Genomic DNA, 24667 nt, shown 5'->3' with positions numbered 1-24667 from the left:
GTCTACCTCATTTACGTCCAAGCGCCGGGAAGAATTGGAGCACGGCACCGATAACGTAAAGATAGATCCCGCTCACGATGAAGAGAACGACCGCCCATTGCGGCATGTCGAAATACTTCAGCAGCGAATAGGCACCGAGTGCCGACCACAGCAGAAAGACGCCGAGGTTCAAAGGGCGCAGACGCTGGACCCGTACGGGGTGCAGGAAGTTGATCGGCAGGAAAGTCAGGATCACGGAGACGGTGACGACGATAAAGGCGGTCATTTCGCTCGCATGCATGACGAAGAGCGTGAAGACCACCATATTCCAGACGACGGGGAAGCCCGAAAAGAAATACTCCTCCGTCTTCATGCCCATATCGGCATAATAGATGGCGCTGGAAACGACGATCATGCCGGCGGCGGCGAAGGACCAGGGCTCGCCGATCATGCCGCTCTGATAGAGCGCAAAGGCCGGCAGCAGCACATAGGTCACGTAATCGATGATATTGTCGAGTGTGTCACCGGACCAGTTGGGCAGGACTTCCTTGACGCGCACCTTTCGGGCGATCGGCCCATCGATGCCATCGACCAGGAGTGCCAGGCCCAGCCACCAGAACATATCGACGAAACGATGCTCGGCGGCGGCCACCACACCGAGAAAGGCAAGGAAGGAACCGGACGCCGTCAGTATATGGACGGAAAATGCGCGCATTTCCGCGTAAGGAACGCGCTTGTAATTGAAGATTTTCATGTTCCCCCGTGACCACCTGTCGCGCCCCGCGCCGCGGCGGGCGTCGTTTTTCGCCTAATATGCATCCTTTGAATAGCTTAGCCAGCGCAAAAGCGACAGTTCATCACAGGCCAAGAATCCTGACCGTGACATGCATATTTCGCTCCCCAGCCGTGCGATGGAATGGATTGCCTTTAATTCAGCGAGGTTTTGTAATATCTGCCTCGCATGCCGATGATCATCCTGCGAACGACGAGCCCGATATCGAAATGAACGCTCCTGCAAAGACCGAAGAATTCGCCTCCGCCATTCCCGCCGGCGTTTACGCCGAGACGGTGCTGAGCGTGACGCATTACACTGACCGGCTCTTCCGTTTCACGATGACTCGGCCAGATGGCTTCCGTTTCCGTTCGGGCGAATTCGCGATGATCGGCCTGATGGTCGAAGGCAAGCCGGTCTTCCGCGCCTATTCGATCGCAAGCCCGGCCTGGGCCGAGGAGCTGGAATTCTTCTCCATCAAGGTGCCGGATGGCCCACTGACCTCGCATCTGCAGCTCATCAAGCCGGGCGACCAGGTGCTGATGCGCAAGAAGCCGACGGGCACGCTGGTTCTCGACGCGCTCACCCCGGGCAAACGCCTCTACATGTTCTCGACCGGCACCGGCGTCGCACCGTTCGCGAGCCTCATCCGCGATCCGGAAACCTACGAGAAGTTTGACGAGGTCATCCTCACGCATACGACACGCGAGATTTCCGAGCTGAAATATGGCTTCGATCTCGTCCACGAGATCCAGAATGACGAGCTCCTTAAGGAAGTCGTCGGCGACAAGCTGCGCCACTATGCGACCGTCACCCGCGAAGATTTCGAATATCGCGGCCGCATCACCGACCTGATTTCCTCGGGCAAGCTCTTCACCGATCTCGGCGTGCCGCCGATCGATCCGGCAATCGACCGCGGCATGATCTGCGGTTCCTCCGCCATGCTGAAGGACACAAAGGAGCTTCTGGAAAAGGCCGGTCTCGAAGAAGGCGCCAACAGCAAGCCCGCCGAATTCGTGATCGAACGCGCCTTCGTCGGCTGAAGCCAGAAAATAGATTTCCAGGTAACGGCTCCAGAAACGGGGCCGTTTCTATTTCTGGCTCAGATAATCGATCAGATCGGCCATGGCCTCGCGCGCCTGCTCGACCTCACCCTGATGAATGGCCCTGATGACCGCGACGTGAAGGGAGATGGAGCGATCCATCCGTTCCGGATTGGCGGTCGCATACCACAGGCGGCGGGAATGGGTCTGGACCGGCCCCAATGCTGAAGTCATAAAACTGTTCGGGCAGGCATCCTCGAGGATCTCGTCAAAGGCCTTGTCCGCTGCGAAAAAGCGCGCCACATCGCCGCTGACAGCGCATTCCTCCATGGTGCGGGCACAGGCGGCAAGCCGGGTCCTCTGCTCCTCATTCGCAGCATCAGCAACAAGCGCTGCCGCGGCCGGCTCCAGCTTGCGGCGCACCTGCATGACATTGGCATGATCTTCAGTATGGATTTCGGCGATCTGCAGGCCGACGCGCGGCTTCACTACGATCAGCCCCTGCCAGGCAAGCTTCTGGATCGCTTCGCGGACCGGTGTGCGGCCATGGCCAGCAAGATCGATGAGCTGTTTTTCCGTTACCAATGCACCCGGCGCCAAAGCCAGTGTCACGATAGCGTGCTCCAGCGCCAGATAGGCGAGATGGCTGAGCGATTCCTGCATGCGGGCGAATCCCAGACTGATATATCAATACTGGCACGGTTAAATGTCAAAGACAAGTTATCCTGATATATCAAGGTCATGCAGTAGGCGAAAGCACTCCCTTATTCGTGACGCAGCGCCTCGATGGGATTGAGCCGTGCTGCACGTCTGGCCGGAAAGAAGCCGAAGATCATGCCGATCGCCGCCGAGAAGACGAAGGCAATGAAGATGATGAGCGGGCTGACCACGAAGGGCACATTAAGGAAGCTGACCGTACCGTATGCAAGTGTCAGCCCCAGCATGATGCCGGCTATGCCGCCGAAGAGTGACAGGGCGACGGCCTCGACGAGGAATTGCGTCAGCACCTGATTTTCAAGTGCGCCGATCGCAAGGCGGATACCGATCTCGCGCGTGCGCTCTGTCACCGATACCAGCATGATGTTCATGATGCCAATACCGCCGACAAGCAGGCTGACGGCGGCGACCGCGCCGAGCAGGCCGGTCAGCAACGTCGTCGTACCGGTCATGGCCTCGGCGATCTGCGTCATGTCATTGACGTTGAAATCATCCTGACGGCCGGGGATGATCTTGCGGCGTTCGCGCAACAGGTTTTCGACATCGGCTTGCACCTTTGATGTCGAGACGCCGTCACGCGCGGAGATGAGGATCGTCGGCACATTGGAGCTGCCGCTGATGCGTCGCTGGAACACCTTGACAGGCATGATGACGGCATCGTCCTGGTCGTTGCCCATGCCGGACTGGCCGCGCTTTGCCAGGACGCCGATGACCGGGCAGGAAACCTTGCCGACACGGATCAGCTGGCCGGTCGGATCGGCGGCGCCGAAAAGCTGCTCGCGCACGGTCTCGCCGATGATGCAGCGCGACTGGCCGCGCTCTTCTGCCGGCGTGAAATTGCGGCCAAGCGCCAGATCCCAGTCCTGTGCGATGAAATAGTCGTTGGTCGTGCCATAAACCGTGGTGGAATGGTTCTGCCCGCCGAAGATGACCGTCGCCGTCGACTGATTGGACGGCGCCACCGCCCGCAGACCGGAGACCTGATCGCGGATCGCCTCGACATCTTTCAGCGTGAAGCGCCGCGCCTCAGAGCTGGCGCGGCCGGGGCCAAACTGACCGGGGCGCACGAAGAGCATGTTGGTGCCGAGGCGTGAAAGCTCGGTCGAAACCTGCGCCGTCGTGCCATTGCCGATGGTGACAAGCGCGATGACGGCGGCAACGCCGATGACGACGCCGAGCACGGTCAGGAAGGAACGCAGAAGATTGCGGCTGATGGCGCGCAGCGCCAGCTTCAGCGTCTCAAAGAACATGTTCCGCCCTCCGCTGATGCTCGACCTCGGTTTCCAGCTTGCCGTCGACGAAGCGCAGCAGGCGTCCGGCATAGGCGGCGATGTCAGGCTCGTGCGTGACCATGACGATGGTAATGCCCTGTTCACGGTTCAGCCGCGTCATCAGATCCATGATCTCCATGCTGGTCTTGGTGTCGAGGTTGCCGGTCGGCTCGTCAGCAAGCAGCAGCGCTGGTTCGGTGACGATGGCGCGGGCGATCGCCACGCGCTGCTGCTGACCGCCGGAGAGTTCCTGCGTCTTGTGGTTTTCCCTGCCCGACAGGCCGACGAGGCCGAGCGCCTCCCTCGCCCGCCTGCGCCTCTCGCCGACCGCCATGCCGCGATAGATCAGCGGCAGTTCGACATTCTCGACTGCAGATGTGCGCGACAACAGGTTGAAGCCCTGGAAGACGAAGCCCAGCATATGGCGGCGCAGCAACGTTAGTTGGCTGCGGTCGAAGCCGCCTGTCGAAATGCCCTGGAAAACATAGTCGCCCGAGGTCGGGACATCGAGGCAGCCGAGAATATTCATCGCCGTCGACTTGCCGGAACCGGACGGTCCCATGATCGCGACGAATTCATGCTCGCGGATCGAAAGGTCTACGCGGTCGAGCGCGCGGATAGCCGCAGCGCCCTCACCGTAGATTTTCGAGACTTGCCTGAATTCGAGAAGCGGCGGGCATTCCATCATCGACCCCCGTCAATTCGTCCGTGCCGCGGCATCGGTGATGATTGCATCCTTTTCGGTGAGTTCGCCCGATGTGACCTGGGTGAACTGGCCATCGGAGGAGCCGACCTGGATCACGACGGGCGCGGGGTGGCCGCCGCGCAGCACCCAGACGCGGCGCTGCGTGCCGGTGAGCTTGGAATCACCACCGCCGCCACTGCGGGGCAGACGCGGCGGACGGAACAGGCTGAAGATGCCGCGACCACCGCGCCCTTCCACTTGCGGCGGCGCATAACGGAGGGCCGCATTCGGCACCATCAGGGTATCCTTGACGGCCTCGACGGTGATATCCGATGTCGCCGTCATGCCGGGGCGTAGCAGCAAGTCGGCATTGTCGACCGAGAGGACCGCCTTGTAGGTGACGACATTGTTGACCACTTCGGAAGCAAAGCGGATCTGCTCAATCACGGCCGGGAAGGTGCGGCCGGGATAGGCATCGACAGTGAAAGTCGCCTTCTGGCCGACGGCGATCTGGCCGACATCAGCCTCATCGACATCCACTTGCAACTCCATCTTCTTGAGATCGCCGGCAATTGTGAAAAGCACGGGCGCCGAAAGCGAGGCAGCAACGGTCGCACCCGGATCGACGGAGCGGGTGAGGATCACGCCATCGATCGGCGAGACGATCTTCGCCTTGCCGAGATTGACCTCGGCAAGCTGCAGGTCCGCCTCTGAGGCCAGGACCTCGGCCTCATTGATATCCTTGGCGGCGACTGCCGAGTCATATTTGTAGGTCGCATCGTCGAGGCTCTGCTGGGTGGAGACGTTACTTTTCACGAGGCTCTTCAGGCGGTCGAGCGAGGTCGCAGCCGATTCCAGATCTGCATTCGCCTTGACCACGTTGGCCTTTGCCGAGTTGAGCTTGGCACGCGAACTCTTCACATCGGCTTCCAGCTTGTTGGTATCGAGGACGGCCAGAACATCGCCTGCCTCGACGGTGCTGTTATAGTCGACATTGACGTCACGCATGGTACCCGACAATTCGCTCGATATATCAACCTGCTGGGTCGGCTGGACGGAACCGGTGGCGGTGACGAGCACTGTGAGGTCGCCGTGCTTGATCGGCTGGGTCGTGTAGGTGATTTCGGCACGGCCTCGGCCCGCATAGAAATAGGCGGCAGCGGCGGCAGCCAGGATCACGAGCACCAGAACGATCAGGCGTCCGCGCCAGCGACGGCCCTTGCTCTGCCGGCCGGCGACCAGCACGGCAGCCAGATCGGCATTTGCGCCTGTTACAGAACCGGTCTCTTTGCCAGCCTCCAAATTGTCCATCTAATCCTCGATGTATGCTTCGCCGTATCAGCCCCGCTTCAGGCCGAGATAATCATGCCGAAGATGAACCCAACATTACCGATGCCCTGACGATGGCACGGAAATGCGGCTGAATAACATGAAATATTCGTAAGGAAACAGCTGGATGGCGCAGTCAGCGAAAGCTGTTCGGCAACAAGCCCGCGGGCTCGACGCGAATAATTCAGGGTTGCATCTGGCGCAGCGATTTCGGTGCCGCTTTCGGTCAATCTAGAGTGATCCGCGGCTCTGGAAAGGCCACGGATCGTCCAAGCTCTAACGTGCAGGCAGAATTGCGGCGCCGCCTGCCGCCTGGACCGCGAGGCTGCCCATGGCAATACCTTCGCGCAGGCAGATATCGGCGCTCGCGCCGCCAAGCCAGGCATGGATGAGCCCGGCATTGAAGGCGTCCCCCGCACCGGTCGTATCCACGACGTTGACGGTGGGGGCATTCTGATGGAGGCGCAGATCTCCGGCCGCGAAATAAGCTCCGCCGGCGCCAGCCTTCAACGCCACCGCCGGGAAGCGCTCGGCGAGCCTATCCAGCGCTACGTCCGGATCGGAGTATCCGGTGATGGCAACGGCTTCCTCGACATTCGGAAGGAAGAGATCGACGCCCTCGCAGCGATCGAGGAAATCGTGCTGGTAGATCAGCGTCTCGTCCCAGCTCGGATCGAGCGATACGGTGAGACCGTTCTCCCTCGCCTTTGCGATCAGACCGGGGATTTCCGCCAACGTGGCAAATTCGGCGATGTGCAGATGACGCGCCTCGTTCCAGGCAAGCGCCTCACCGAGCGTAGCCGGCTCCGCGCCGCCGGCACGACGGGACAGAAAGGCCCGCTCCTCGCCATTGTTGATCGCGACCGTGACCTGTGGACCGGCATCAGCCGCCCGGTCGAGAAAGCGAAGGTCGACGCCGCTCGCTTGCAGTTCCGCGATCAGGCCGTTCGAAAGCCCATCGGTGCCGAGACGGGAGAGCAGAGCCGTCTTGCGGCCGATATGGGCTGAATAAGCGGCCATGATGAAAGCGCCACCGCCTGCTGCAATACGCAAGTCATCGGCAAAGAGCTCACGCCCGAGCACAGGCATGGTCTCCAGTCCTGTGAAGATCAGGTCGCAATAGATCCGGCCGATGCTGAGCACCGCGGATCGCATGTCATTATCAGATGTCATTGGCGCCCGAGGGCCTTTTCCGTTTTTGCATCGAAAACATAGAGAGCACCGGGGGCTGCATGGGCATTCACGGTGCTGCCGACGGCCGGTATCACCTTACCGGGGGCGGTTGCAATCACGGACGTGCCCGCCACATCGAAATGCACTAGCGTTTCGGCGCCGAGCGGCTCGACGGCCGTCACCATGCCTGAGAGCGAAAGGACGCCCGTGCCTTCGCTGATAACCAGATCATGCGGACGCACGCCGACCAGATGCGGACCGCCCTGCCCGATGCGCAAGCCATCGGCCGCAGCCGTGCCCGGCAGAAGGTTCATCGACGGGCTGCCGATGAAGCGTGCGGTAAACACGTCAGCAGGGTTCTCATAGATATCCATCGGCGTTCCCGCCTGCAGGATGTGGCCGTCTTTCATGACGACGATCCGGTCAGCCATGGTCATGGCCTCGACCTGATCATGGGTGACATAGACGATCGTCGTGCCCAAGCGCTGGTGCAAGCGTTTAATCTCGATGCGCATCTGGGTGCGCAGCTGGGCGTCGAGGTTTGACAACGGTTCGTCGAAAAGGAAGGCAGAGGGATTGCGCACCATAGCGCGGCCGATCGCGACACGCTGGCGCTGGCCGCCGGATAGTGCCGCCGGGCGACGGGCGAGATAATCCGTCAATCCGAGGATCTGCGCCGTCTCGTCGATGCGCTTGTCCTTATCCGCCTGCGAAAGCTTGGAGGTGTAGAGACCGAAGCCGATATTCTGGCGTACACTCATATGCGGATAGATGGCGTAATTCTGGAACACCATGGCGATGTTGCGCTGTTTCGGCTCGCGCTCGTTCACCACCTCACCGCCGATCTTCAGCGTGCCTCCGGAAATGTCTTCAAGGCCGGCGATCATGCGCAGCGTCGTCGACTTGCCGCAGCCGGACGGGCCGACGAAGACAACGAATTCACCGTCAGCGATCGCGAGATCAATCCCGTGAACGACATCCAGCTTGCCGTAGCGTTTGACGAGCCCCTGCAGTTCAATATTTGCCATCAGGCCGTCCCCATCAATGCCGTGAATCTGGTTTGAAGTTCCTGAGCAGCGGCGGCTTCGCGCGCTGCATTTTCCTGCGCTTGTCTGGCGAATGCGGCAGCCTTTTCCTGGTAGGCTGCAAGCGCATCCGCCATCGGTGCCGGCGCGGGACCGCCGAAGCGGGCGCGGACGGCAACGAAATGTTCCGGCGAGACGATCTCGGCAAATTGCGCCTTGGCGATACCCGGTTTGCGGCCGGCCAGTTCCTCGAAAGCTGCGAGGAAAGGCTCGTAACCGTCATCCGAAAGACCACCGCCCTTCGCGACCACCGCGCGGGCCACCGTTGCGGCAATTTCATGCGCCTGCCGGAAGGAGAGGCCTTCCAGACGCACCAGCGAATCCGCCAGTTCGGTAATGGTAATGCAGGAGCGGCGGATATTGTCTGCCACGCGCTCGGGATCGATGCTGATCTGGGCGACGAAGGCGGCGAGCAGGTCGAGCACGCGACCGGCGGAATGGAACGCTTCGTAGCCCATTCCCTGCGTCTCACCCTCGCTGTCGTTCATGTCGGTAAAGGGCGTGTTGTGCATAACGTCGAGCACCGTGCGGGCGCGGCCGAAGGTCTGGCTCGCCAGATGGCGCATATGCTCGATCGGCACCGGATTGCGCTTCTGCGGCATGATGGAGGAGATCTGCACCAGCGCGTTCGGCACATAGATCTGGCCGACCTCAAAACTCGTCCAGAACTGCAGGTCCTGGATCAGCCGGCCGAGATGCAGGAACATCAGCTCGATGGCGCTGTAGGTCGAAGTCGTATAGTCGACGGCTGCGATGCAGCTGTAGGAATTGCGTAGCGGCGCGGCAAAGCCGAGCAGTTCGGCGACGCGAGCGCGATCGATCGGGAAGCCCGACGTAGTGATCGCCGCAGCGCCCATGGGGCTGAGGTTGACGATCTCACGGGCTTCGGCAAAGCGCTCGATATCGCGGATCAGCACCTCAATCGCCGCCGAAAGATAATGGCCGAAGGTGGTCGGCTGTGCCGGCTGACCGTGGGTATAGGCGACAATCAGCGTCTCCTTCTCCCAATCGGCGGTCGCGATCATCGCATCGAGCAGCTTGCGTGCCTTGACCATTAGGGCGTCGATGCGCCCCTTCAGGCCGAGCTTGAACAGCGTATGGTCGATATCGTTGCGTGAGCGCGCCGTATGCAGGCGGCCGGCGACGTCGACGCCGATGCGGGCTTTCAGCTCCTTCTCGATCAGAAAGAAGAAGTCTTCCACCTCGCCGGTATAGACGAGCTTTTCCGGATCAATGTCGCGATCGATTGCTTCGAGTGCAGCGGCGATCTTGCTGGCCTGTTCGCGATCGAGAATGCCGGTCTCGACCAGCATGACGAGATGAGCACGGTCAATCCGGCGGAAGCCATCGACATGATGCGTCTTGGCGCCGTCGAAGAGCGGCTTCAGCACGGTTTCTTTATAGACCGGATCAGGAAAGACGCTCCTGTCGGCAAGGCGTGGATTGGTTTTGGTCATGTTCTATCCCTTCAGACCGGCCAGCATCACGCCGCGCACGATGTAGCGCTGCAGCACCAGGAAGACGAGCAGCGTCGGCAATGTCGCGAGTGCTGCACCGGTCATGATCATTTCCCATTGGATGGATTGCTCGACGGCAAAGCTCGAGAGGCCCACCGGCAGCGTGTAGAGTTCGCGGCTGGTGGTGACGATCAGCGGCCAGAAGAAGGCCGTCCAGTTGCCAAGGAAGGTGAAGATCGCGAGCGCCGAGAGGGCCGGTGTCACCAGCGGCATCGCCACTTTCCACCAGATCTGGAATTCGTTCAGGCCGTCGATACGGGCGGCTTCCAGAAAATCGTTCGGGACCGTCTCGAAGAACTGCTTCATCAGGAAGGTGCCAAAGGCAGTCATCATGCCCGGGAACATGATGCCCCAGTAGCTGTCCAGCCAGCCGAGTTGCGCCGACATCAGATACCAGGGAATGACGAGCATTTCCGTCGGGATCATCAGGGTCGAGAGGATCGCCAGGAAGATCAGGTAGCGACCACGGAATTCGAACTTGGCGAGCGTATAGCCGACAAGGCTGTCGAAGAAGACGTTCGAGAGCGTCACCGTGCAGGCAACGATCGTCGAGTTCAGGAACCAGCGCATGAAGCGGCCGTCCGAGAGAACGGTGATGTAGTTCTGCAGCGTCGGTTCGGCCGGGATGAGGCGCAGGTCGTAGACCTGGCCTGCTGTCTTCAGCGATGTCGAGAACATGAAGAGCAGCGGCGAGACCATGATCAGGCCACCGATGAAAAGCAGCGTCCAGATGAGGATGGCGCCGGGGCGGATATTGGCTTTCGGTAGCGGTGCCGTGGTGTTCGTGGTCACGGCACTCATTTGCGCTCCCTCAGGATCCAGAGCTGCAACAGGGATACACAGAGCAGGATGGCGAAAAGCACCACGGTTTGAGCTGCCGCATAACCCATGTTGTAGGATGAAAAGGCCGTCTGATAGATCATGAGAACCAGAGGCTTGGTCGATCCGAGCGGGCCGCCGGGATCGTTGGTTGTCATGTTGTAGACCTGGTCGAAGATGCGCAGGAAGCCGATCGAGGAGAAGACGACGAGGAAGACGGTCGTCGGCTTCAAAAGCGGCAGCGTGATCTTCCAGAGGATCGGCCATTCACCGAGACCATCGATCTTCGCAGCCTCGTAGAAGGTGCTCGGGATGGCGCGAAGTCCGGCCATGAAGATGATGATCTGGAAGCCGAGGCCGGCCCAGATCGAAGTCACCATGATCGAAGGCAGTGCTTGATCGACGGAGCGGATGAATTGCTGCTGCGGCAGGCCGATCATGCCGAGCACATCGTTGATGACGCCGATCGGAGCTGGCTGGTAGAACCAGCGCCATACCCAGGCCATGGCGGCTGCCGTCGTCAGAAACGGCAGGAAATAGAGCGCGCGGATCAGCCCGTGCAGGAAGCGCACGCGATCCAGGAAGAAGGCCACGACGAAGGCAACCACGAGGCTGACCGGCGTGCCGACGATAAGGTAGGTGAAGGTGTTGCGGAAAACCTTCCAGAACTGTGGGTCGTTATAAAGCTTCACATAATTGGTGACGCCGATGAATTTCGGCGGTTTCATCAGGTTCCAATTGGTGAAGGACAGGTAGAAGGCCTGCAGCGTCGGATAGAAGCGGATCACGCAGTAAAACAGGATCGGCAGGGCAAGGAAGGTCCAGACCCAGACGAGGCGCTTCTGGCGCATCGTCAGCCGATCCCAGAAAGATCCGGCGGGACGGCGCAAAGCCGCCCCTTCCGTATTTGCGGGTGCGGAGCTCATGGCCGTCCCTTATTTGCTCTTGGCATTGTCGATGATTTCCTGCTCGGCCGTTGCGGCCTGGGCAATGGAATCCTCGGGCGACTGTCCCTCGAGCAGAACGCGATTGACCATGTCGATGGCGTTCTGGCGCTGGCCGGCTTCATCCACGAAGAGCGAGGTATGCGAATAAGCGAGCGCCTTCAGGAACGGCGCGTAGATCGGGTTCTTGAGGTTTTCGTCGGTCAGTGCAGCTTCGCGGCGTGCCGGCAGTTCGCCAACCGTGCCGAGCCAGATCTTCATGGCTTCCGGCGAGGTCACGTAAGCCAGGAACTTCTTGGAAGCCTCAAGCTTTTCGCCCGAGACCTTGGCGCCAATACCGTTGGCGAAATAGCTCGCATAGTTGGAACGCAACCCGTCGGCATTGGCCGGAAGTTCGGTGACGCCCCATTCGAAATCCTTGATGCTGCCAAAGGAGCCGAGGCGGAAGGTGCCGTCGATCGTCATCGCCGCCTTGCCGCCGCGGAAGGCTGCCTGGCCTTCATCCATGAAACCGGTCTGGCCGACCTTTTTTTCGGTCTGCAGGCTGGTGTAGAATTTCAGCGCCTTGATGCCGGCATCGCTATTGTAGGTCACCTTGGAATAGTCGGCAGTATAGGGCTCGCCGCCAAACTGGCGGATCAGCACTTCACGCCACCACTGGTGATCCTGGCCGCCCATGTCGAGCGTCGTGCCTTCGACGGCAATGTTGCCGGCGGCATCGCGCTTGACGGTCTTTTCAGCGGCGGCGACGAATTCATCGATGGTCTGCGGCGGCTTGTTCGGGTCGAGACCAGCTTCCTGGAAGAGCTTCTTGTTATAGAAGAGCGCCAGCGAACGGACGGCGGTCGGCAGGCCGTAATAGTCGTCACCGCGCTTCATGGCTGATACGATCGGGAAGAAGTCCTTCTCGATCTGGTCATGCGGGAAAGCGTCTGTTGGCAGCGGCTGCAGTAGTCCACCGGCGATGAACTGGTCGAGCCAGCCATAGAAGAGCTGCATCACATCAGGACCATTGCCGGCGAGATTGGCGGCAACGACGCGCGTCTGGTAGTCAGCATAGGGGAAGGTCGTCTGCTTGACGGTAATGTCGGGATTGGCCTTCTCGAAATTGGCGATCAGCTGGTCCATCGCCTTGACGCGCGTATCGTAGACATACTGCCAATATTCGATTTCGACCGCCTGAGCGCTGTTAACCGCAACCATGCTGATGCCGGCAAAAAGCCCGGCCAATAAGATTCCGCGACGCATATTATCCCTCCATTGCCGAGCCGGCCTTCGAACCGCTCGCGCTCATTTGGTTCCCCAGGGCATCCCGCACATCGGCGGCGTCCCGATTTGATTGGCTCGGGAAGATGGAACTGAGGCTCCTCTTCCTCGGCATCGCACTGCGACCCTTTCAGGCTGGTTCGGGCGGAGGGTTTTGTCAATAAGATAATTTAGTTTAATTATTCTATTGCTCCTTTCATGATATCGGCGCTATCCATATCGGCAGAGACGAGGGCGGCGAGATGACACGGCAATCCGGCAAGCAGCAGATCGCGATGGGCAAGAACCCCGAGCGCAGCCGCGACCATAATCGCCGTGTCGTGCTCGATGTCGTGCGCATGCATGGTTCGCTCGGCCGCATGCATATCGCCAAGCTGACGCACCTGACTGCGCAGGCGGTGGCCAATATCGTCGACGAGCTCGTCAGCGAAGAGCTGCTGATGGAGATCGGCCGCTTGCGTTCCGGCCGCGGCCAGCCGCCGATCCAGTTTGCCGTCAACCCTGATGGAGCCGTCACGATCGGCGTCGAAATCGCTGCCGACCATATGGTTACGACGGTACTCGACCTTTCCGGCAAGGTGCGTTCCGAGACCATCATGCCGGTGGAGAATACGAGCCCGGAACATATCGTTCCGCTCTTTACCGGCGAGGTGAAGAAGGTCCGCAAGCACTTCCCGTCCAAGCTTCTCGGCATCGGTGTGGTCATGCCTGGCCCCTTCGAGATCGAAGGCATGAGCTCGGTCGGCCCGACCACCCTGCCCGGCTGGAGCAGCATCAATCCGGCTGCATTGCTCAGCGAAGCGAGCGGCGAGACCGTTATCGTCGAAAACGATGCGAATGCTGCCGCCGTCGGCGAGCGGCTGTTCGGTGCGGGCCGCGCCATTTCCAATTTCTGCATGATCTATTTCGGCGTCGGCGTCGGCCTCGGGCTGATCCATGACGGCGCACCTTTCCGTGGCGCCTTCGGTAATGCCGGCGAAATCGGCCATGTGGTCGTTGCCCCGCGCGGAAAACCTTGCCCGTGCGGCCAGCGCGGCTGCCTGGAACGTTATGCATCCCTGCATGCGCTGAAGGAGAAGCTCATCGAGGCGGGCTATGAGAATGCTGATTTTGCGGCGATCGAAGTGCTGCACCGGGACGGCAATCCCGTCGTGAAGGAGTGGATCGCGGAGACCGCTGACTATCTCTCGCCGATGGTGGCAATGCTGGAAAACGTTCTCGATCCGGAGACCGTCATCCTCGGCGGTGCGCTCCCCGATGCCGTCATCGATGAGATCGTCGCGGCCATGCAGACCCTTCCCGTTTCTGTTGCCAGTCGGCGCACGCGCGCCTTGCCGCGCGTCATTCGCGGCCAGACGGGCCAGTTGACGGCCGCACTTGGCGCAGCGGCGCTGCCGCTCTTCGAAGCCGTCACCCCCAAACTCGACATTTCACCGACCGCCGTCGCCGATAACGCAGCTTAAGATGCGCGCCGCCGGTCTGTCCCAATGGAGGAACCATGCTGACCGATCGAGATCGTATTGAGAAACAGAAGCGGAGCCTTTCGCTCACGCGGCTGCACCGGGCCCTGTCCCGCCTGACCTCGACCGTCACCATGATGAATACCGGCGCGCATCCCGATGACGAGCATAACGGCCTGCTCGCCTATCTGCGCCTCGGCCTCGGCATGCGCGTCATCGTCGCCTGCTCGACGCGCGGCGAAGGCGGGCAGAATGCGCTCGGACCGGAACGGCTCGGCGCGCTCGGCATCATGCGAAGCCGCGAGATGGAAGAGGCTGCCTACGAACTCGACGCCGATGTCCACTGGCTCGGCCACGGCCCTGATGATCCGATCCATGATTTCGGCTTTTCCAAGAATGGCGACTGGACATTCGACCGGTGGGGCGAAAAGCGCATCGTCGAGCGGCTAGTGCGGGCCTATCGCACGGAGCGTCCCGATATCGTGCTGCCGACCTTTCTCGACGTACCGGGTCAGCATGGGCACCACCGCGCGATGACGCGGGCGGCGGAAGCCGCTGTCGGACTTGCCGCTGATCCCTCGGCTTTTCCCGAACATTTCGACGAGGGTCTGTCGCCATGGCAGGTCGCGAAATTCTATCTGCCGGCATGGTCAGGCGGCGGGGATACCTATGATGACGAAGTGCCGCCGCCGGTTATGACATTGCCGCTCGAAGCCACTGATCTCGAACCTGTCAGCGGCGTCAGCTACGACCATATCGGCGAATGGTCGCGGTATTACCATGCCTCACAAGGCATGGGCCGCTGGTACGATATCGGCGATACCGAATGGCCACTGCATCTGAAGCTCAGCGCGCAGGGTTCCGTCGCGGAGGCGTCCACCCTTGATTCGCTTCCCTCGACACTCGCCGATCTCGCCCGCGAAACGGAGCTGCCGCAAAGTGTCGTCGATGCGGTGATGCGCGCGGATGGCGCAATCGGCAAGGCGATCGAGCGCTTTCCGGAACGATCCGCCATCGTCGATGCGCTGCTACAGGCGGCACATCAAGTTGAAAAGGCGCTTGAGGAAGCGCCTGACGCCTTCCTCGAAACGCACGGGCATCGTCTGCAGCGCAAGCTCGTGGAAATCGATGCCGCACTTTGCGAAGCCGAACAGGTCTTCGTCCGGGCGGTTGCCGAACCCGCCGCGCTTTCGCCTGGAGCAACCGGCACGCTGATCCTTCATCTCAGCGGCAATGCCGGAACCGCTGTTGTCGACGCCAGCATCAGATTGCCCGCAGGCATTTCGGCGAGCGTCAAGGAAACCTCGCCGAAGCAGATTGTGTATGCGCTGACAGCAACCGCGGATGCGCCGCTCACGCGGCAATATCAGCCGGGATGGTCGAGCCTCGGCGGCAACGGCAATGCCTTCGTCGAGGTAAGGGCACAGGTCGGAAGCCGTTCAGTCACGGTGACCGTCGATCTTGAGGAGCCGCTTACAGTCGCGCCGCAACACTCGCTGAACCTTCAGCCCAATGCTTTCATCATTCCCGTAGATGGCGAGAGGCCGGAGCTGGCGATCAAGGCTGCGTCTGCAGGACGTGTCAGCTTTTCCGCGCCGGCCGGCTGGGCGATCAAGGAGGCTGATGGCGCGCTTACGCTTTCCCCTCCTACCTCGATAAGGCCTGGCCTCTTCGCCATCACGCCGCTCGTGGACGGGCAGCCGGCGATGCGCATCTCGCCGATCGCCTATCCGCATATCGGCCGCACCAGCTTTCGCGAACCGGAACTGCTGCGCGTTTTGGCGCTCGACCTCAAACTGCCTGATGGCGCCAAGATCGGCTATGTCGGCGGCGGTGCCGATCGCGTCGGGCTCTGGCTTGGCCGCATGGGGCTCGATGTCACTGAACTCGATGCGCAGGCCCTGTCCGGCGATCTCTCGCGCTTTACGACCATCGTCGTCGGCATCTTCGCCTTCGGCAGCCGCAAGGATCTGGCAGCTGCAACCGCCCGCCTGCATCGCTTCGTGGAAGATGGCGGCCACCTGCTGACGCTCTATCATCGCCCGAGCGATGGCTGGCAGCCGGATGCCACGCCGCCGAAGCGGATCGATATCGGCTCGCCCTCCGTCCGTTGGCGCGTGACCGATCCGGCAGCAGAGGTGACCGTGCAGGAGCCGGAGCATCCACTACTTAAGGGGCCGAACAGGATCACATCCGTGGACTGGGATGGCTGGGACAAGGAGCGCGGCCTCTATTTCGCCGCCCGCTGGGACGAGGCCTATGTGCCGCTGCTTGCCATGCATGACCCCGAGGAACAACCACTCAAGGGCGCATTGATTTCGGCTGAAATCGGCAAGGGGCGGCATACACATACGAGCCTCGTGCTGCATCATCAGCTCGACAAGCTGACATCAGGTGCCTTCCGGCTGATCGCCAATCTCGTCCAGCCCGCCTGAGGCAACAGGAATGGATGCATCCATAGCAGCCAGGGACAGCCGCTTCGGCATTGTCTGGCTGCTTTCCGACACGACACTGGTGACCGGCATGACGGTGCTGGTCAAGATGCAGGGCGCGTCTTATCCGGCGATCCAGCTCGTCTTCATCCGCGCGCTGATCGGGCTCATACTCATCGCGCCGATGATCTGGCGGCATCGCCGGCAGCTTGCCAATTCCAGGGATCCGCTGCGAAACATCATGCGCATCAGCTGCAATGCCGTTGCGCTGACCAGTAACTTCGTCGCGCTCACCATGCTGCCGCTGGTGCTGGTCAATGCGCTCGGATTCACGCGGCCGCTGATTTCGATGCTGATGGCCGTCGTCATGCTCGGCGAAAGGGTCGGCCGGTGGCGATGGATCGGCGCTGTCGTCGCCTTTGTCGGCGTGCTGATCACGTTGGCGCCGGATACATTCGCCTGGAATCTCGGGCTGTTGGCAGTGCTCCTCTCGATCACCTTCGGGGCGTTGGCGACGATCCAGACTCGGATGCTGCATTACGAAAACACGACTGTGATGATGGTCTTCTATACGGCCGGCCTGACCCTCATCACCTTCATTCCGGCGCTTTTCGTCTGGCAACCGGTACGCAGTGAGGATTGGCCCGCCCTGCTCGGAATCGGCCTGCTGGCGCAGATCGGGCAATTCTGCTTCCTGCGCGCCTATCAGATCGCCAGCGCCAGTCTGCTTGCACCGTTCGGTTATCTGTCAATCGTCTTTGCAACGGCGAGCGGCTATGTCTTCTTTGGTGAGGTGCCCGAATTGCGCACGCTCATCGGCATAATCGTCATCATCGCAACCTTGCAGGCAGTCGCCTTCCTGGAACAGCGCCGAGGCTAACGCAGCGTCGACGGATAGGGAAAGCGTGGTGATGACGCTCACCGCAGCCGGCTCAGCATAATCCAAGGCACGGATTGGATATAATCTCGACCGCCATGGCAGTTTTTCGATGTTTTGGTTTATGTCCTCAAAGTCGCACGAAGTACCATATTCGCGAAGAACGCTTACCCACTCGCCTGATCAGATCGCGTGGATTGCTTCGGCAGGCGGTTTTGGGCAACATCGCATGCGCGCAAGAAATGCGCCAAAATGCACAAATAAGAAGATTTTTTCAGTTGACCGCGATAGGTCACCTGCATATGTTCCGCGCACTTCCGGCCGGGGTGCTTCGCACCGCGGAGAGTGAGAGCGTAGCTCAGCCGGTAGAGCAACTGACTTTTAATCAGTAGGTCTCGGGTTCGAACCCCGACGCTCTCACCATAATTTCCTAATGAAATCAAATCTGTAGAGATAGCAACCGGCACAGATTGTTGACGCCTATTGCCCAGTCTTTCCGGCACGTGGCGAGCGTTTACGGAATACGATTGGCGCAAGCCACATCGGGAATTTGCCGAGTTGGCAGGCGGTGGGCTGGCCGCCTTCCAGTCGAATCACGACGAATCCGCGACACTGCCGCTCGCTGTTTCATGCTCACGCCTAGGCCAGCAGCCGCTAACTCCTGTGATTTCTCTGAAAGTTTGGTCATGTCCTTCTCTCTGGCAACGCGGCACAGGCACGCCCGGTTGATGAACGGCTCGCTCTTCTCTGAGGCTAGGCGGGTTGCTTGGGCTTTCTTGACGTTCGCATACAAGGCAGGCATTCGCTGGCCAATCAAGCGGCGTCGGTGTAAAGCACGTGCCATGGCCCTAGATCCTCAGAAGGCATTTACAGATTACAGTGCGGCGGACTGCAGCGTGCAGTTCTGGACCGCCAACGCACCGGCCGTGCAATTCACCTCTCTGGAAGCCGCTGTCAGGTTCGCAAAAGACCATGGCGGCAGATGGGAAGAGATTGAGATAACTGTCCATCTGCCGCGTGAAGACATCGTCTTCGCCACCGGAAAGGTGCATCAGCTAATTGATGCTTTGCCAGGTGACGCCCGGGAAAAGCGGTAGCCAGGTCGATCAGTGGCAAATCGGAACCGTACTGCGCATGTACCGGCCGCGTTGTAGGGGCTGCCGAGGGGCACAAGTCCACTGATCCCATCTCCTCACAGCGAGGCGTTTTCATTGATTAATTTCGCTCACAATGATAATAAATCCCATCGACAGAGCGTATCGGGCGATATTTTCACAATGGGCAATTTTGATCATTTAACCGGCCGACAGTTGGCGGCCGCCCGTGTTTTACTGGGGATTGGTCAGGTTGAGCTGGCCAGCAGGTCAAATGTATCAGCACCGACCCTGCGACGCATGGAAGCCAGCGAGGGCGCTGTCGAGGGCATGCGCAATAACGTCGCTTCAGTCGTTGCGGTATTACAAGCCGCCGGCGTCACCTTTCTTGATGGGAACTATTCCGGTTCAGGCGGCCCAGGTGTGCGCCTGACGCAGCCTGCCGGTGCGTCGATCGACGTCAAAGAACGCGAGACTATTCAGTATCGCGAGTTTTATGAGAATGATGCACCTCCTGGTGCTGGAGGTTAAAATGGCGAAAACACCCAAAGAACCAAAGCTCGAGCATTCCGATTTCTCCGGCGAGTTCGAAGATGACGGCGTAACCGTGCTCGTCGATATACATCGGCCGGCGGGCACCAATGGCGATTGGACTCTCGAGGTCATTTCGCAAACCGAGGTCGTGACGACCTGGGAAGATGCATTCGCGACGGATCTGGAAGCTTGGGAAGAGTTCCTGGCCACCGCAGAACGAGATGGCGTGCGAAGCTTTCTCGATGAGGATGAGCCGCTGGTGCATTGATGGGATCGACCCGTTCCCTGGCCTCTCCTCGCGGCCTACCAATCCGTGCACTGCCACATTGAGGAGACCTTTAAGCTTCCGGCACTGGTGCCGGTAGCGAGTTTCTCAACGCGAATTCGCGATGCTCACCGTCAGTAGCTGCAGGAGCGACCATCCCTGGGCCTGAAGCCATCTGCACAGGCGCGATTCATCGAATCTCCCGGCACGTAGCCTGAAGCGGAGCCGTATGAATTCGGGGGAGTTGCGCACGCGGTGAGCAGCGAGATGCCGATCAGCGCTCCGGCTGCTACCAATGCCCGAAATCTGCTCATCAATATTTCTCCTCGGTGGATGTTCCGGCGTCAATCTCTCACGCTAGAGCGCCGTGCGTCTATTCGGACGTACAAAGGACGCTCTAACACTTTGAATCTACGCATCAGGCTTTCCGAAAATCGATTCCGATTTTCGGGCCGGATGCTGTAGCGCATACCAGCACCAAGCAGTCATCGCAACTAAACGACATCACAAGCTTGCTCTCGGCCGCCGTAGCCAACAGGCCGGATAGAGTAGCGAGAGATCCGGCGTCGGCCTCGTATGTCCGCCGGCCGGACCTCCCGGCATTCGCAGTGGGGTGCCTGCAAATGCCGGGCAATACCACCGGTCATGCCCGAGTCGATCCATTCACAGAGCCAAAGATGGTTTGCGCGCGGTTAATATCCACATGCCCTGTCCCGTGTTGGGATGGACGGAGCTGCGTCAAGGCCTGCGGCAATTTGGAGATCCTGCCGGCTGCGCTCAGCGCAAAAAGGTGATTGGCAATCACCCCTTTGCGGCGCTAGGAACATCGCTCAGACTGCTGCCGGAGAGAATGCGTGTCGATTGCCGATATTTCCCTTTGGAGCGCGCTGCTTGCCGGAGCGCTTTCCTTCCTGTCGCCTTGCGTGCTTCCACTCGTTCCGCCTTATCTCTGCTATATGGCGGGCATTTCGGTCGAGCAGTTCCGCGGCGGCGGCACGGTTGCCGCGGCACCGGATGTGCGGCGCGGCGTGCTCTTTTCGGCGCTTTTCTTCACGCTCGGCTTTGCGACCGTCTTCGTGGCGCTCGGCGCCGGCGCCTCGACCATCGGCATGGTGCTGCGCCAGCACCTCGATCTGCTTTCCAAGATCGGCGGCCTGATCATCATCGTCATGGGGCTGAATTTTCTCGGGCTTTTCCGAATCGGCCTCTTGGCGCGGGAAGCCCGTTTCCAGGGCAATGGCAAGCCGGCGACGCTGACAGGCGCCTATATCATGGGACTTGCCTTCGCGTTCGGCTGGACGCCCTGCATCGGGCCCGTGCTCGGGGCAATCCTCGGCGTTGCCGCATCGCGTGAAACGGTCGGCTCAGGTGCGGGTTTGCTTGCCGTCTATTCGCTCGGCCTTGCCGTGCCCTTCTGGATCGCTGCCGGCTTTTCCGGGGCCTTCATGCGCTTCCTGTCGCGCTTCCGCCGGCATCTCGGCACGGTGGAGAAGATCATGGGCGTCTTCCTTGTGCTGACGGGGCTTGCCTTCCTGCTTGGCTGGGTCAGCAATGTCGCGATCTGGTTCCAGCAGACCTTCCCAATCCTGATGCAAATCGGCTGAGCGCCAGGCTCAGCCGATACATTGCAACAAATCAGGCTTTCTTCCGGCTCAGCCGTTCCTTGATCGCATCCGGAATATCGCGGAGGCCGTGCCCCGGTTCGATGCCTTCGCGCATGACGATATTGCGCAGCGGCGGAATGGCTGAGAGGACATGCAGGCCTGCGGCGCGCAGAACCTGTACCGGCAAGAAATCGGAGAGCAGCGAACGATTCAGAAGATCGACGCTTGCGGTGCGCGTCATGATATCGGCACGGCGTTTACGGTCGAAGCTTGTGCCGGCATCGGCGGCGACAGGCAATTCCGCGCGCGCGCAGAGAAGATCGGTCAGCGCCATGATATCGCGAAGGCTGAGATTCAGGCCTTGGGCTCCGATCGGCGGGAAGACGTGTGCGGCCTCGCCGATCAGTGCGATCCGGCCCTTGCCGAAACGATGCGCCATCATGCCCGACAGCGGCCAGATCTGAACGCCCTCCTCGACAGTGACTTTGCCAAGTAGGGACTGCATGCGCTCTTCCACGACATTGCCGAGTTCGGCGAGCGACAGCTCGACGCGGGCTGCGGCATCCGAGGGATTCTGTACCCAGACGAGGCTGGAGCGGTTGCCCGGCAGCGGCACCTGGGTGAAGGGGCCGTGCTCCGTGTGGAACTCTGTGGAGATATTCTGGTGCGGCAGCGTGTGCGCGAAGTTCAGCACCATCGCCGATTGTGGGTAAGACCAAGTGCGCACATCGATGCCGGCCGTCTCCCGCAGCTTCGATTTGCGGCCATCAGCACCGATAGCAAAATCGGCACTGATCTCTTCTCCGCCTGCGAGCGTGATCGTTACAGATTCCGGAGCGATCCCGATCGTCTCGGCCATGTCGCTGAAACGGCTGATATTGCCCTCAGCGGCCACCGCAGCTTCGAGCACATCCATCAATGCCTTGTTCGGGAAATTATAGCCGAAGGCATCCAGCCCGACTTCGGCGGAGCGGAAGGTCGTCGGCGGCGCACGCAGCAGACGGTTGGTGCCGTCGATGATGCGCATGCTGGTGAGTGGTGCGGCTGCCGGGCGAAGCTTTTCCCAAAGTGTCAGGCGATCCAGAAAGCGAATCGACTGGTCCATCAACGCCGTCGTGCGGCGATCTTCCTTGGGGGATGGAGGGGCGACCAGCGCCACGTTGCGACCGCCGCGCGCCAGGGCGACTGCGGCGATCATGCCGGCGAGACCGCCGCCGATCACCGCCACTTCGAATTTACTCATGCTATCGTTCCGTCATCAAAAAGACGGCAGAACCGGCAGCCTCAGGCGGCCGGCTTTGCCTGACGGCGCCAACTATAGCCCTTGCCGGCTTCGGCGTCACGCACCGCCGGCTGATAATGATGCGGAATGGACGGCAGGCGCTTTTCCGACAGGCGGCAGATCGCCGTCTCGTTGGTAACGGCGAAACTATCGATGCCGACGCGCAGCATCAGCGGCACCTGGTCGATCAACACGTCGCCAACGGCGCGCAGCTCGTTGGTGTAACCGAGGCGCTGGCGCAGAAGCGAAGCATGGCTGAAGGCACGGCCATCGTTGAAGGCCGGGAATGCGACAGCCACGATCTCCAGACGATAAAGATAGGGTTCGAGCTTCAAGACATCGTCCGCCGGCCTGATGACCACGCCCAAGCCGACATCATTGCTCTCGTCAGCCTTGGCGATCAGCTCGTCGAGTGTCAGCAGCGGCTTCTGATTGCCCGCCGCCTTCACCTCGTCGGTCTCGATCACCCAGGGATCGTTCTCGATAAAACCGGTTTCTCTCCAGATCTTCGTCATCATCCCCTCCTTATGCCGCTTCCGCTGCCGAGCCGTAGAGCGCTTCCTTGAAAGGCTGCGGGCCGACGCGGCGGTAGGCGGTGAGGAAGATTTCCGAGGGATCGAGACGCAGGCGGAGATAGGTATCGACGATCGTTTCGATCGCATCCGTCACCTTGTCCGGCTCGAAGCCGCGGCCGATGATTTCGCCGATCGAGGTGTGCTCGTCGCCGGAACCGCCCAGCGTGATCTGGTAGAGTTCGGCACCCTTCTTTTCCACGCCCAGAAGGCCGATATGGCCGACATGGTGATGGCCACAGGCATTGATGCAGCCGGAGATCTTGATCTTCAGCTCGCCGATCTCAGCCTGACGCGCCGCATCGCCGAAGCGGCGGGAGATTTCCTGCGCGAGCGGAATGGAGCGCGCATTGGCGAGCGCGCAATAGTCGAGCCCCGGACAGGCAATGATATCGGTGATCAGGCCGGCATTGGCTTCAGCCAGATTAATCGCCACGAGCCCACGATAGACGGCTTCGAGGTCGGCGAGCGCCACATGCGGCAGGATGAGGTTCTGCTCGTGGCTGACGCGGATTTCGTCGAAAGCATATTCTTCGGCGATATCGGCGATCGCATCCATCTGCGAGTCCGACGCATCACCCGGAATGCCACCGATCGGCTTCAGCGAGATCGTCACCATGCCGTAATCGGGGTTCTTGTGCGGCTGGACATTCTGCTGAACCCAGCGGGCGAAAGCCGGATCGGCCTTCTTCCAGCGGGCAAGGTTTTCCCAACCCTCGGCACGTTGCGGCAGGGCCGGCGGCGCGAAATAGGCGGTGATGGCCTGCACGTCCTGTTCCGGCAGCTTCAGCTCGGAATCCTTCAGCTGTGCGAATTCGACTTCGACCTGACGGGCAAGCTCTTCTGCGCCGGTCTCGTGAACGAGGATCTTGATGCGGGCCTTGTACTTGTTGTCGCGGCGGCCATGCAGGTTATAAACGCGCATGACTGCGGTCGTGTAGGACAAGAGATCCTCTTCCGGCAGGAAGTCGCGGATCAGCTTGGCAACCATCGGCGTGCGGCCCTGACCGCCACCGACATAGACGGCAAAGCCGATTTCGCCCTTGTCGTTCTTCTTCAGATGCAGACCGATGTCGTGGACCTGGATGGCAGCGCGGTCGCGCTCGGCACCGGTGACGGCGATCTTGAACTTGCGCGGCAGGAAGGAGAATTCCGGATGAACGGAAGACCACTGGCGCAGGATTTCGGCATAGGGACGCGGATCGGCGACTTCATCGGCGGCGGCACCGGCAAAATGGTCGGCCGTCACGTTGCGGATGCAGTTGCCCGAGGTCTGCATGGCGTGCATTTCGACCGTCGCGAGCTCGGCCAGCACATCAGGCATATCCGACAGCTTCGGCCAGTTGAACTGCAGGTTCTGGCGCGTGGTGAAGTGGCCATAACCGCGGTCATAGGTGCGCGCGATATGGGCGAGCATACGCAGCTGGCGCGAGCTCAGCGTGCCATAGGGAATGGCGATGCGAAGCATGTAGGCATGAAGCTGCAGATAAACACCATTCATCAGGCGCAGCGGCTTGAATGCGTCCTCGGCCAGTTCGCCGGAAAGGCGGCGCTGAACCTGATCGCGAAACTGCTCGACGCGCTCGGCGACAAAGGCGTGGTCAAATTCGTCGTAACGGTACATCGTCTTCCTCAGACTGCAATGAATTCTGGATCGGCCGGCTTGTAGCCAGGCGCATATTCCATGGTCGGGCCTTGGGCGCGAATGCGCTCGCGCAGACGCAGCGGCCAGAGCTGGCCGTTGGTTTCCTGAACTTCGACGACAGCAACGTCAACGACCTTGTTGTCGGCATAGGATTTCTTGCCGATCTCCTCAAGGGCAGCGACGGCTTCGGCATGGCGGGCGACGAGCGCCTCCTGCAACGAGGTCACCCATTCGCCATTGGCGTTCAGCCAGACGGCAATGCCGTCGCCCAAGCGGTTGGCGGTCAGAACCTTGTCTACCAT

Annotated in this window: 24 protein-coding genes and 1 tRNA gene; 9 read left to right on the top strand and 16 right to left on the bottom strand. The window is 60.6% G+C overall.

Features of this window, described 5'->3' with window-relative positions; genetic code table 11:
• Nucleotides 1-7 precede the first annotated feature (7 nt).
• Nucleotides 8-733, bottom strand: a complete 726-nt coding sequence (gene pcsA, locus J2X71_RS34560) for a phosphatidylcholine synthase (RefSeq protein ID WP_113319895.1) — start codon at nt 731-733, stop codon at nt 8-10.
• A gap of 248 nt (nt 734-981) precedes the next feature.
• Here pcsA and J2X71_RS34555 point away from each other — a divergent pair, with 248 nt between their 5' ends.
• Nucleotides 982-1794 carry a ferredoxin--NADP reductase gene (locus J2X71_RS34555; RefSeq protein WP_113319894.1) on the top strand — a complete coding sequence of 271 codons (813 nt, stop codon included), beginning with the start codon at nt 982-984 and terminating at the stop codon, nt 1792-1794.
• A gap of 48 nt (nt 1795-1842) precedes the next feature.
• Here the strand turns inward: J2X71_RS34555 and J2X71_RS34550 are convergent, their stop codons facing one another.
• The 10 genes from J2X71_RS34550 to J2X71_RS34505 all read right to left on the bottom strand — a co-directional run bounded on the left by J2X71_RS34550 (nt 1843) and on the right by J2X71_RS34505 (nt 12582).
• Nucleotides 1843-2457 carry a GntR family transcriptional regulator gene (locus tag J2X71_RS34550; protein WP_310389590.1) on the bottom strand — a complete coding sequence of 205 codons (615 nt, stop codon included), beginning with the start codon at nt 2455-2457 and terminating at the stop codon, nt 1843-1845.
• Between the two features lie 101 nt (nt 2458-2558).
• Nucleotides 2559-3761: an ABC transporter permease gene (locus tag J2X71_RS34545; RefSeq protein ID WP_310389588.1), complete on the bottom strand. Its 1203-nt coding sequence runs from the start codon at nt 3759-3761 to the stop codon at nt 2559-2561.
• On the bottom strand, nt 3751-4467 hold the full coding sequence (locus tag J2X71_RS34540) for an ABC transporter ATP-binding protein (RefSeq protein ID WP_310389677.1): 717 nt from the start codon (nt 4465-4467) through the stop codon (nt 3751-3753). The genes J2X71_RS34545 and J2X71_RS34540 overlap by 11 nt, the downstream gene beginning before the upstream one ends.
• A gap of 12 nt (nt 4468-4479) precedes the next feature.
• The gene (locus J2X71_RS34535) at nt 4480-5778 is read right to left on the bottom strand and encodes an efflux RND transporter periplasmic adaptor subunit (RefSeq protein WP_310389586.1); all 1299 of its coding nucleotides are present in this window, start codon (nt 5776-5778) and stop codon (nt 4480-4482) included.
• Nucleotides 5779-6072: 294 nt separating this feature from the next.
• A complete protein-coding gene (locus J2X71_RS34530) occupies nt 6073-6969 on the bottom strand; it encodes a PfkB family carbohydrate kinase (protein WP_310389584.1) in 897 nt (298 codons plus the stop codon).
• The gene (locus J2X71_RS34525; protein WP_310389582.1) at nt 6966-7997 is read right to left on the bottom strand and encodes a sn-glycerol-3-phosphate ABC transporter ATP-binding protein UgpC; all 1032 of its coding nucleotides are present in this window, start codon (nt 7995-7997) and stop codon (nt 6966-6968) included. Before J2X71_RS34525 ends, J2X71_RS34530 begins: the two co-directional genes overlap by 4 nt.
• Entirely contained in the window at nt 7997-9511 is a 1515-nt protein-coding gene (gene argH / locus J2X71_RS34520) for an argininosuccinate lyase (protein ID WP_310389580.1), read from the bottom strand. The genes J2X71_RS34525 and argH overlap by 1 nt, the downstream gene beginning before the upstream one ends.
• 3 nt (nt 9512-9514) lie before the next feature.
• Entirely contained in the window at nt 9515-10372 is an 858-nt protein-coding gene (locus tag J2X71_RS34515) for a carbohydrate ABC transporter permease (protein ID WP_310389578.1), read from the bottom strand.
• Nucleotides 10369-11241, bottom strand: coding sequence for a sugar ABC transporter permease (locus J2X71_RS34510; protein ID WP_310389675.1), 873 nt, complete (start codon nt 11239-11241; stop codon nt 10369-10371). Before J2X71_RS34510 ends, J2X71_RS34515 begins: the two co-directional genes overlap by 4 nt.
• Nucleotides 11242-11325: 84 nt before the next feature.
• Nucleotides 11326-12582: an extracellular solute-binding protein gene (locus J2X71_RS34505; RefSeq protein ID WP_310389577.1), complete on the bottom strand. Its 1257-nt coding sequence runs from the start codon at nt 12580-12582 to the stop codon at nt 11326-11328.
• Nucleotides 12583-12842: 260 nt separating this feature from the next.
• On the opposite strand from J2X71_RS34505, the gene J2X71_RS34500 reads away from it, so the two are divergent.
• The 7 genes from J2X71_RS34500 (at nt 12843) to J2X71_RS34470 (ending at nt 19265) form a co-directional block, all read left to right on the top strand.
• Nucleotides 12843-14063, top strand: coding sequence for an ROK family protein (locus J2X71_RS34500; protein WP_310389576.1), 1221 nt, complete (start codon nt 12843-12845; stop codon nt 14061-14063).
• 35 nt (nt 14064-14098) lie between these two features.
• Entirely contained in the window at nt 14099-16495 is a 2397-nt protein-coding gene (locus tag J2X71_RS34495; RefSeq protein WP_310389574.1) for a PIG-L family deacetylase, read from the top strand.
• A 10-nt stretch (nt 16496-16505) separates the two neighbouring features.
• On the top strand, nt 16506-17372 hold the full coding sequence (locus J2X71_RS34490) for a DMT family transporter (RefSeq protein ID WP_310389572.1): 867 nt from the start codon (nt 16506-16508) through the stop codon (nt 17370-17372).
• Nucleotides 17373-17716: 344 nt separating this feature from the next.
• Nucleotides 17717-17792: transfer RNA gene (locus J2X71_RS34485), tRNA-Lys, on the top strand.
• 419 nt (nt 17793-18211) lie between these two features.
• Nucleotides 18212-18466, top strand: a complete 255-nt coding sequence (locus J2X71_RS34480) for a hypothetical protein (protein ID WP_007826740.1) — start codon at nt 18212-18214, stop codon at nt 18464-18466.
• A 114-nt stretch (nt 18467-18580) separates the two neighbouring features.
• A complete protein-coding gene (locus J2X71_RS34475) occupies nt 18581-18994 on the top strand; it encodes a helix-turn-helix transcriptional regulator (RefSeq protein ID WP_310389569.1) in 414 nt (137 codons plus the stop codon).
• Between the two features lies 1 nt (nt 18995).
• On the top strand, nt 18996-19265 hold the full coding sequence (locus J2X71_RS34470) for a hypothetical protein (RefSeq protein WP_007826745.1): 270 nt from the start codon (nt 18996-18998) through the stop codon (nt 19263-19265).
• 131 nt (nt 19266-19396) lie between these two features.
• Here the strand turns inward: J2X71_RS34470 and J2X71_RS34465 are convergent, their stop codons facing one another.
• A complete protein-coding gene (locus J2X71_RS34465; RefSeq protein WP_113183065.1) occupies nt 19397-19576 on the bottom strand; it encodes a hypothetical protein in 180 nt (59 codons plus the stop codon).
• 540 nt (nt 19577-20116) lie between these two features.
• On the opposite strand from J2X71_RS34465, the gene J2X71_RS34460 reads away from it, so the two are divergent.
• Nucleotides 20117-20866 carry a cytochrome c biogenesis CcdA family protein gene (locus J2X71_RS34460; protein ID WP_007822496.1) on the top strand — a complete coding sequence of 250 codons (750 nt, stop codon included), beginning with the start codon at nt 20117-20119 and terminating at the stop codon, nt 20864-20866.
• A gap of 31 nt (nt 20867-20897) precedes the next feature.
• On the opposite strand, the gene J2X71_RS34455 is transcribed toward J2X71_RS34460, so the two are convergent.
• From J2X71_RS34455 to J2X71_RS34440, 4 genes are read right to left on the bottom strand one after another with little or no spacing between them, the layout of a single operon-like run.
• Nucleotides 20898-22109: a UbiH/UbiF family hydroxylase gene (locus J2X71_RS34455; RefSeq protein WP_310389564.1), complete on the bottom strand. Its 1212-nt coding sequence runs from the start codon at nt 22107-22109 to the stop codon at nt 20898-20900.
• 41 nt (nt 22110-22150) lie between these two features.
• Nucleotides 22151-22663 (bottom strand): DUF934 domain-containing protein, encoded by a 513-nt coding sequence (locus J2X71_RS34450; RefSeq protein ID WP_310389673.1) that lies wholly within the window; start codon nt 22661-22663, stop codon nt 22151-22153.
• 10 nt (nt 22664-22673) lie between these two features.
• On the bottom strand, nt 22674-24344 hold the full coding sequence (locus J2X71_RS34445; protein WP_310389561.1) for a nitrite/sulfite reductase: 1671 nt from the start codon (nt 24342-24344) through the stop codon (nt 22674-22676).
• An 8-nt stretch (nt 24345-24352) separates the two neighbouring features.
• A complete protein-coding gene (locus J2X71_RS34440) occupies nt 24353-24667 on the bottom strand; it encodes a DUF2849 domain-containing protein (RefSeq protein WP_113183069.1) in 315 nt (104 codons plus the stop codon).

Source organism: Rhizobium sp. 1399 (assembly GCF_031455475.1).
Classification (GTDB): domain Bacteria; phylum Pseudomonadota; class Alphaproteobacteria; order Rhizobiales; family Rhizobiaceae; genus Rhizobium.
Note: the sequence above shows the minus strand (reverse complement) of the source record. Positions and strands in the feature narration are given on the sequence as shown.

What these genes read in the sequence shown, in the direction of transcription:
- pcsA (WP_113319895.1), bottom strand. Translation starts at nt 733, where the DNA reads ATGAAAATCTTCAATTACAAGCGCGTTCCTTACGCGGAAATGCGCGCA.
- J2X71_RS34555 (WP_113319894.1), top strand. Translation starts at nt 982, where the DNA reads ATGAACGCTCCTGCAAAGACCGAAGAATTCGCCTCCGCCATTCCCGCC.
- J2X71_RS34550 (WP_310389590.1), bottom strand. Translation starts at nt 2,457, where the DNA reads ATGCAGGAATCGCTCAGCCATCTCGCCTATCTGGCGCTGGAGCACGCT.
- J2X71_RS34545 (WP_310389588.1), bottom strand. Translation starts at nt 3,761, where the DNA reads ATGTTCTTTGAGACGCTGAAGCTGGCGCTGCGCGCCATCAGCCGCAAT.
- J2X71_RS34540 (WP_310389677.1), bottom strand. Translation starts at nt 4,467, where the DNA reads ATGGAATGCCCGCCGCTTCTCGAATTCAGGCAAGTCTCGAAAATCTAC.
- J2X71_RS34535 (WP_310389586.1), bottom strand. Translation starts at nt 5,778, where the DNA reads ATGGACAATTTGGAGGCTGGCAAAGAGACCGGTTCTGTAACAGGCGCA.
- J2X71_RS34530 (WP_310389584.1), bottom strand. Translation starts at nt 6,969, where the DNA reads ATGACATCTGATAATGACATGCGATCCGCGGTGCTCAGCATCGGCCGG.
- J2X71_RS34525 (WP_310389582.1), bottom strand. Translation starts at nt 7,997, where the DNA reads ATGGCAAATATTGAACTGCAGGGGCTCGTCAAACGCTACGGCAAGCTG.
- argH (WP_310389580.1), bottom strand. Translation starts at nt 9,511, where the DNA reads ATGACCAAAACCAATCCACGCCTTGCCGACAGGAGCGTCTTTCCTGAT.
- J2X71_RS34515 (WP_310389578.1), bottom strand. Translation starts at nt 10,372, where the DNA reads ATGAGTGCCGTGACCACGAACACCACGGCACCGCTACCGAAAGCCAAT.
- J2X71_RS34510 (WP_310389675.1), bottom strand. Translation starts at nt 11,241, where the DNA reads ATGCGCCAGAAGCGCCTCGTCTGGGTCTGGACCTTCCTTGCCCTGCCG.
- J2X71_RS34505 (WP_310389577.1), bottom strand. Translation starts at nt 12,582, where the DNA reads ATGCGTCGCGGAATCTTATTGGCCGGGCTTTTTGCCGGCATCAGCATG.
- J2X71_RS34500 (WP_310389576.1), top strand. Translation starts at nt 12,843, where the DNA reads ATGACACGGCAATCCGGCAAGCAGCAGATCGCGATGGGCAAGAACCCC.
- J2X71_RS34495 (WP_310389574.1), top strand. Translation starts at nt 14,099, where the DNA reads ATGCTGACCGATCGAGATCGTATTGAGAAACAGAAGCGGAGCCTTTCG.
- J2X71_RS34490 (WP_310389572.1), top strand. Translation starts at nt 16,506, where the DNA reads ATGGATGCATCCATAGCAGCCAGGGACAGCCGCTTCGGCATTGTCTGG.
- J2X71_RS34480 (WP_007826740.1), top strand. Translation starts at nt 18,212, where the DNA reads ATGGCCCTAGATCCTCAGAAGGCATTTACAGATTACAGTGCGGCGGAC.
- J2X71_RS34470 (WP_007826745.1), top strand. Translation starts at nt 18,996, where the DNA reads ATGGCGAAAACACCCAAAGAACCAAAGCTCGAGCATTCCGATTTCTCC.
- J2X71_RS34465 (WP_113183065.1), bottom strand. Translation starts at nt 19,576, where the DNA reads ATGAGCAGATTTCGGGCATTGGTAGCAGCCGGAGCGCTGATCGGCATC.
- J2X71_RS34455 (WP_310389564.1), bottom strand. Translation starts at nt 22,109, where the DNA reads ATGAGTAAATTCGAAGTGGCGGTGATCGGCGGCGGTCTCGCCGGCATG.
- J2X71_RS34450 (WP_310389673.1), bottom strand. Translation starts at nt 22,663, where the DNA reads ATGACGAAGATCTGGAGAGAAACCGGTTTTATCGAGAACGATCCCTGG.
- J2X71_RS34445 (WP_310389561.1), bottom strand. Translation starts at nt 24,344, where the DNA reads ATGTACCGTTACGACGAATTTGACCACGCCTTTGTCGCCGAGCGCGTC.
- J2X71_RS34440 (WP_113183069.1), bottom strand. Translation starts at nt 24,667, where the DNA reads ATGGTAGACAAGGTTCTGACCGCCAACCGCTTGGGCGACGGCATTGCC.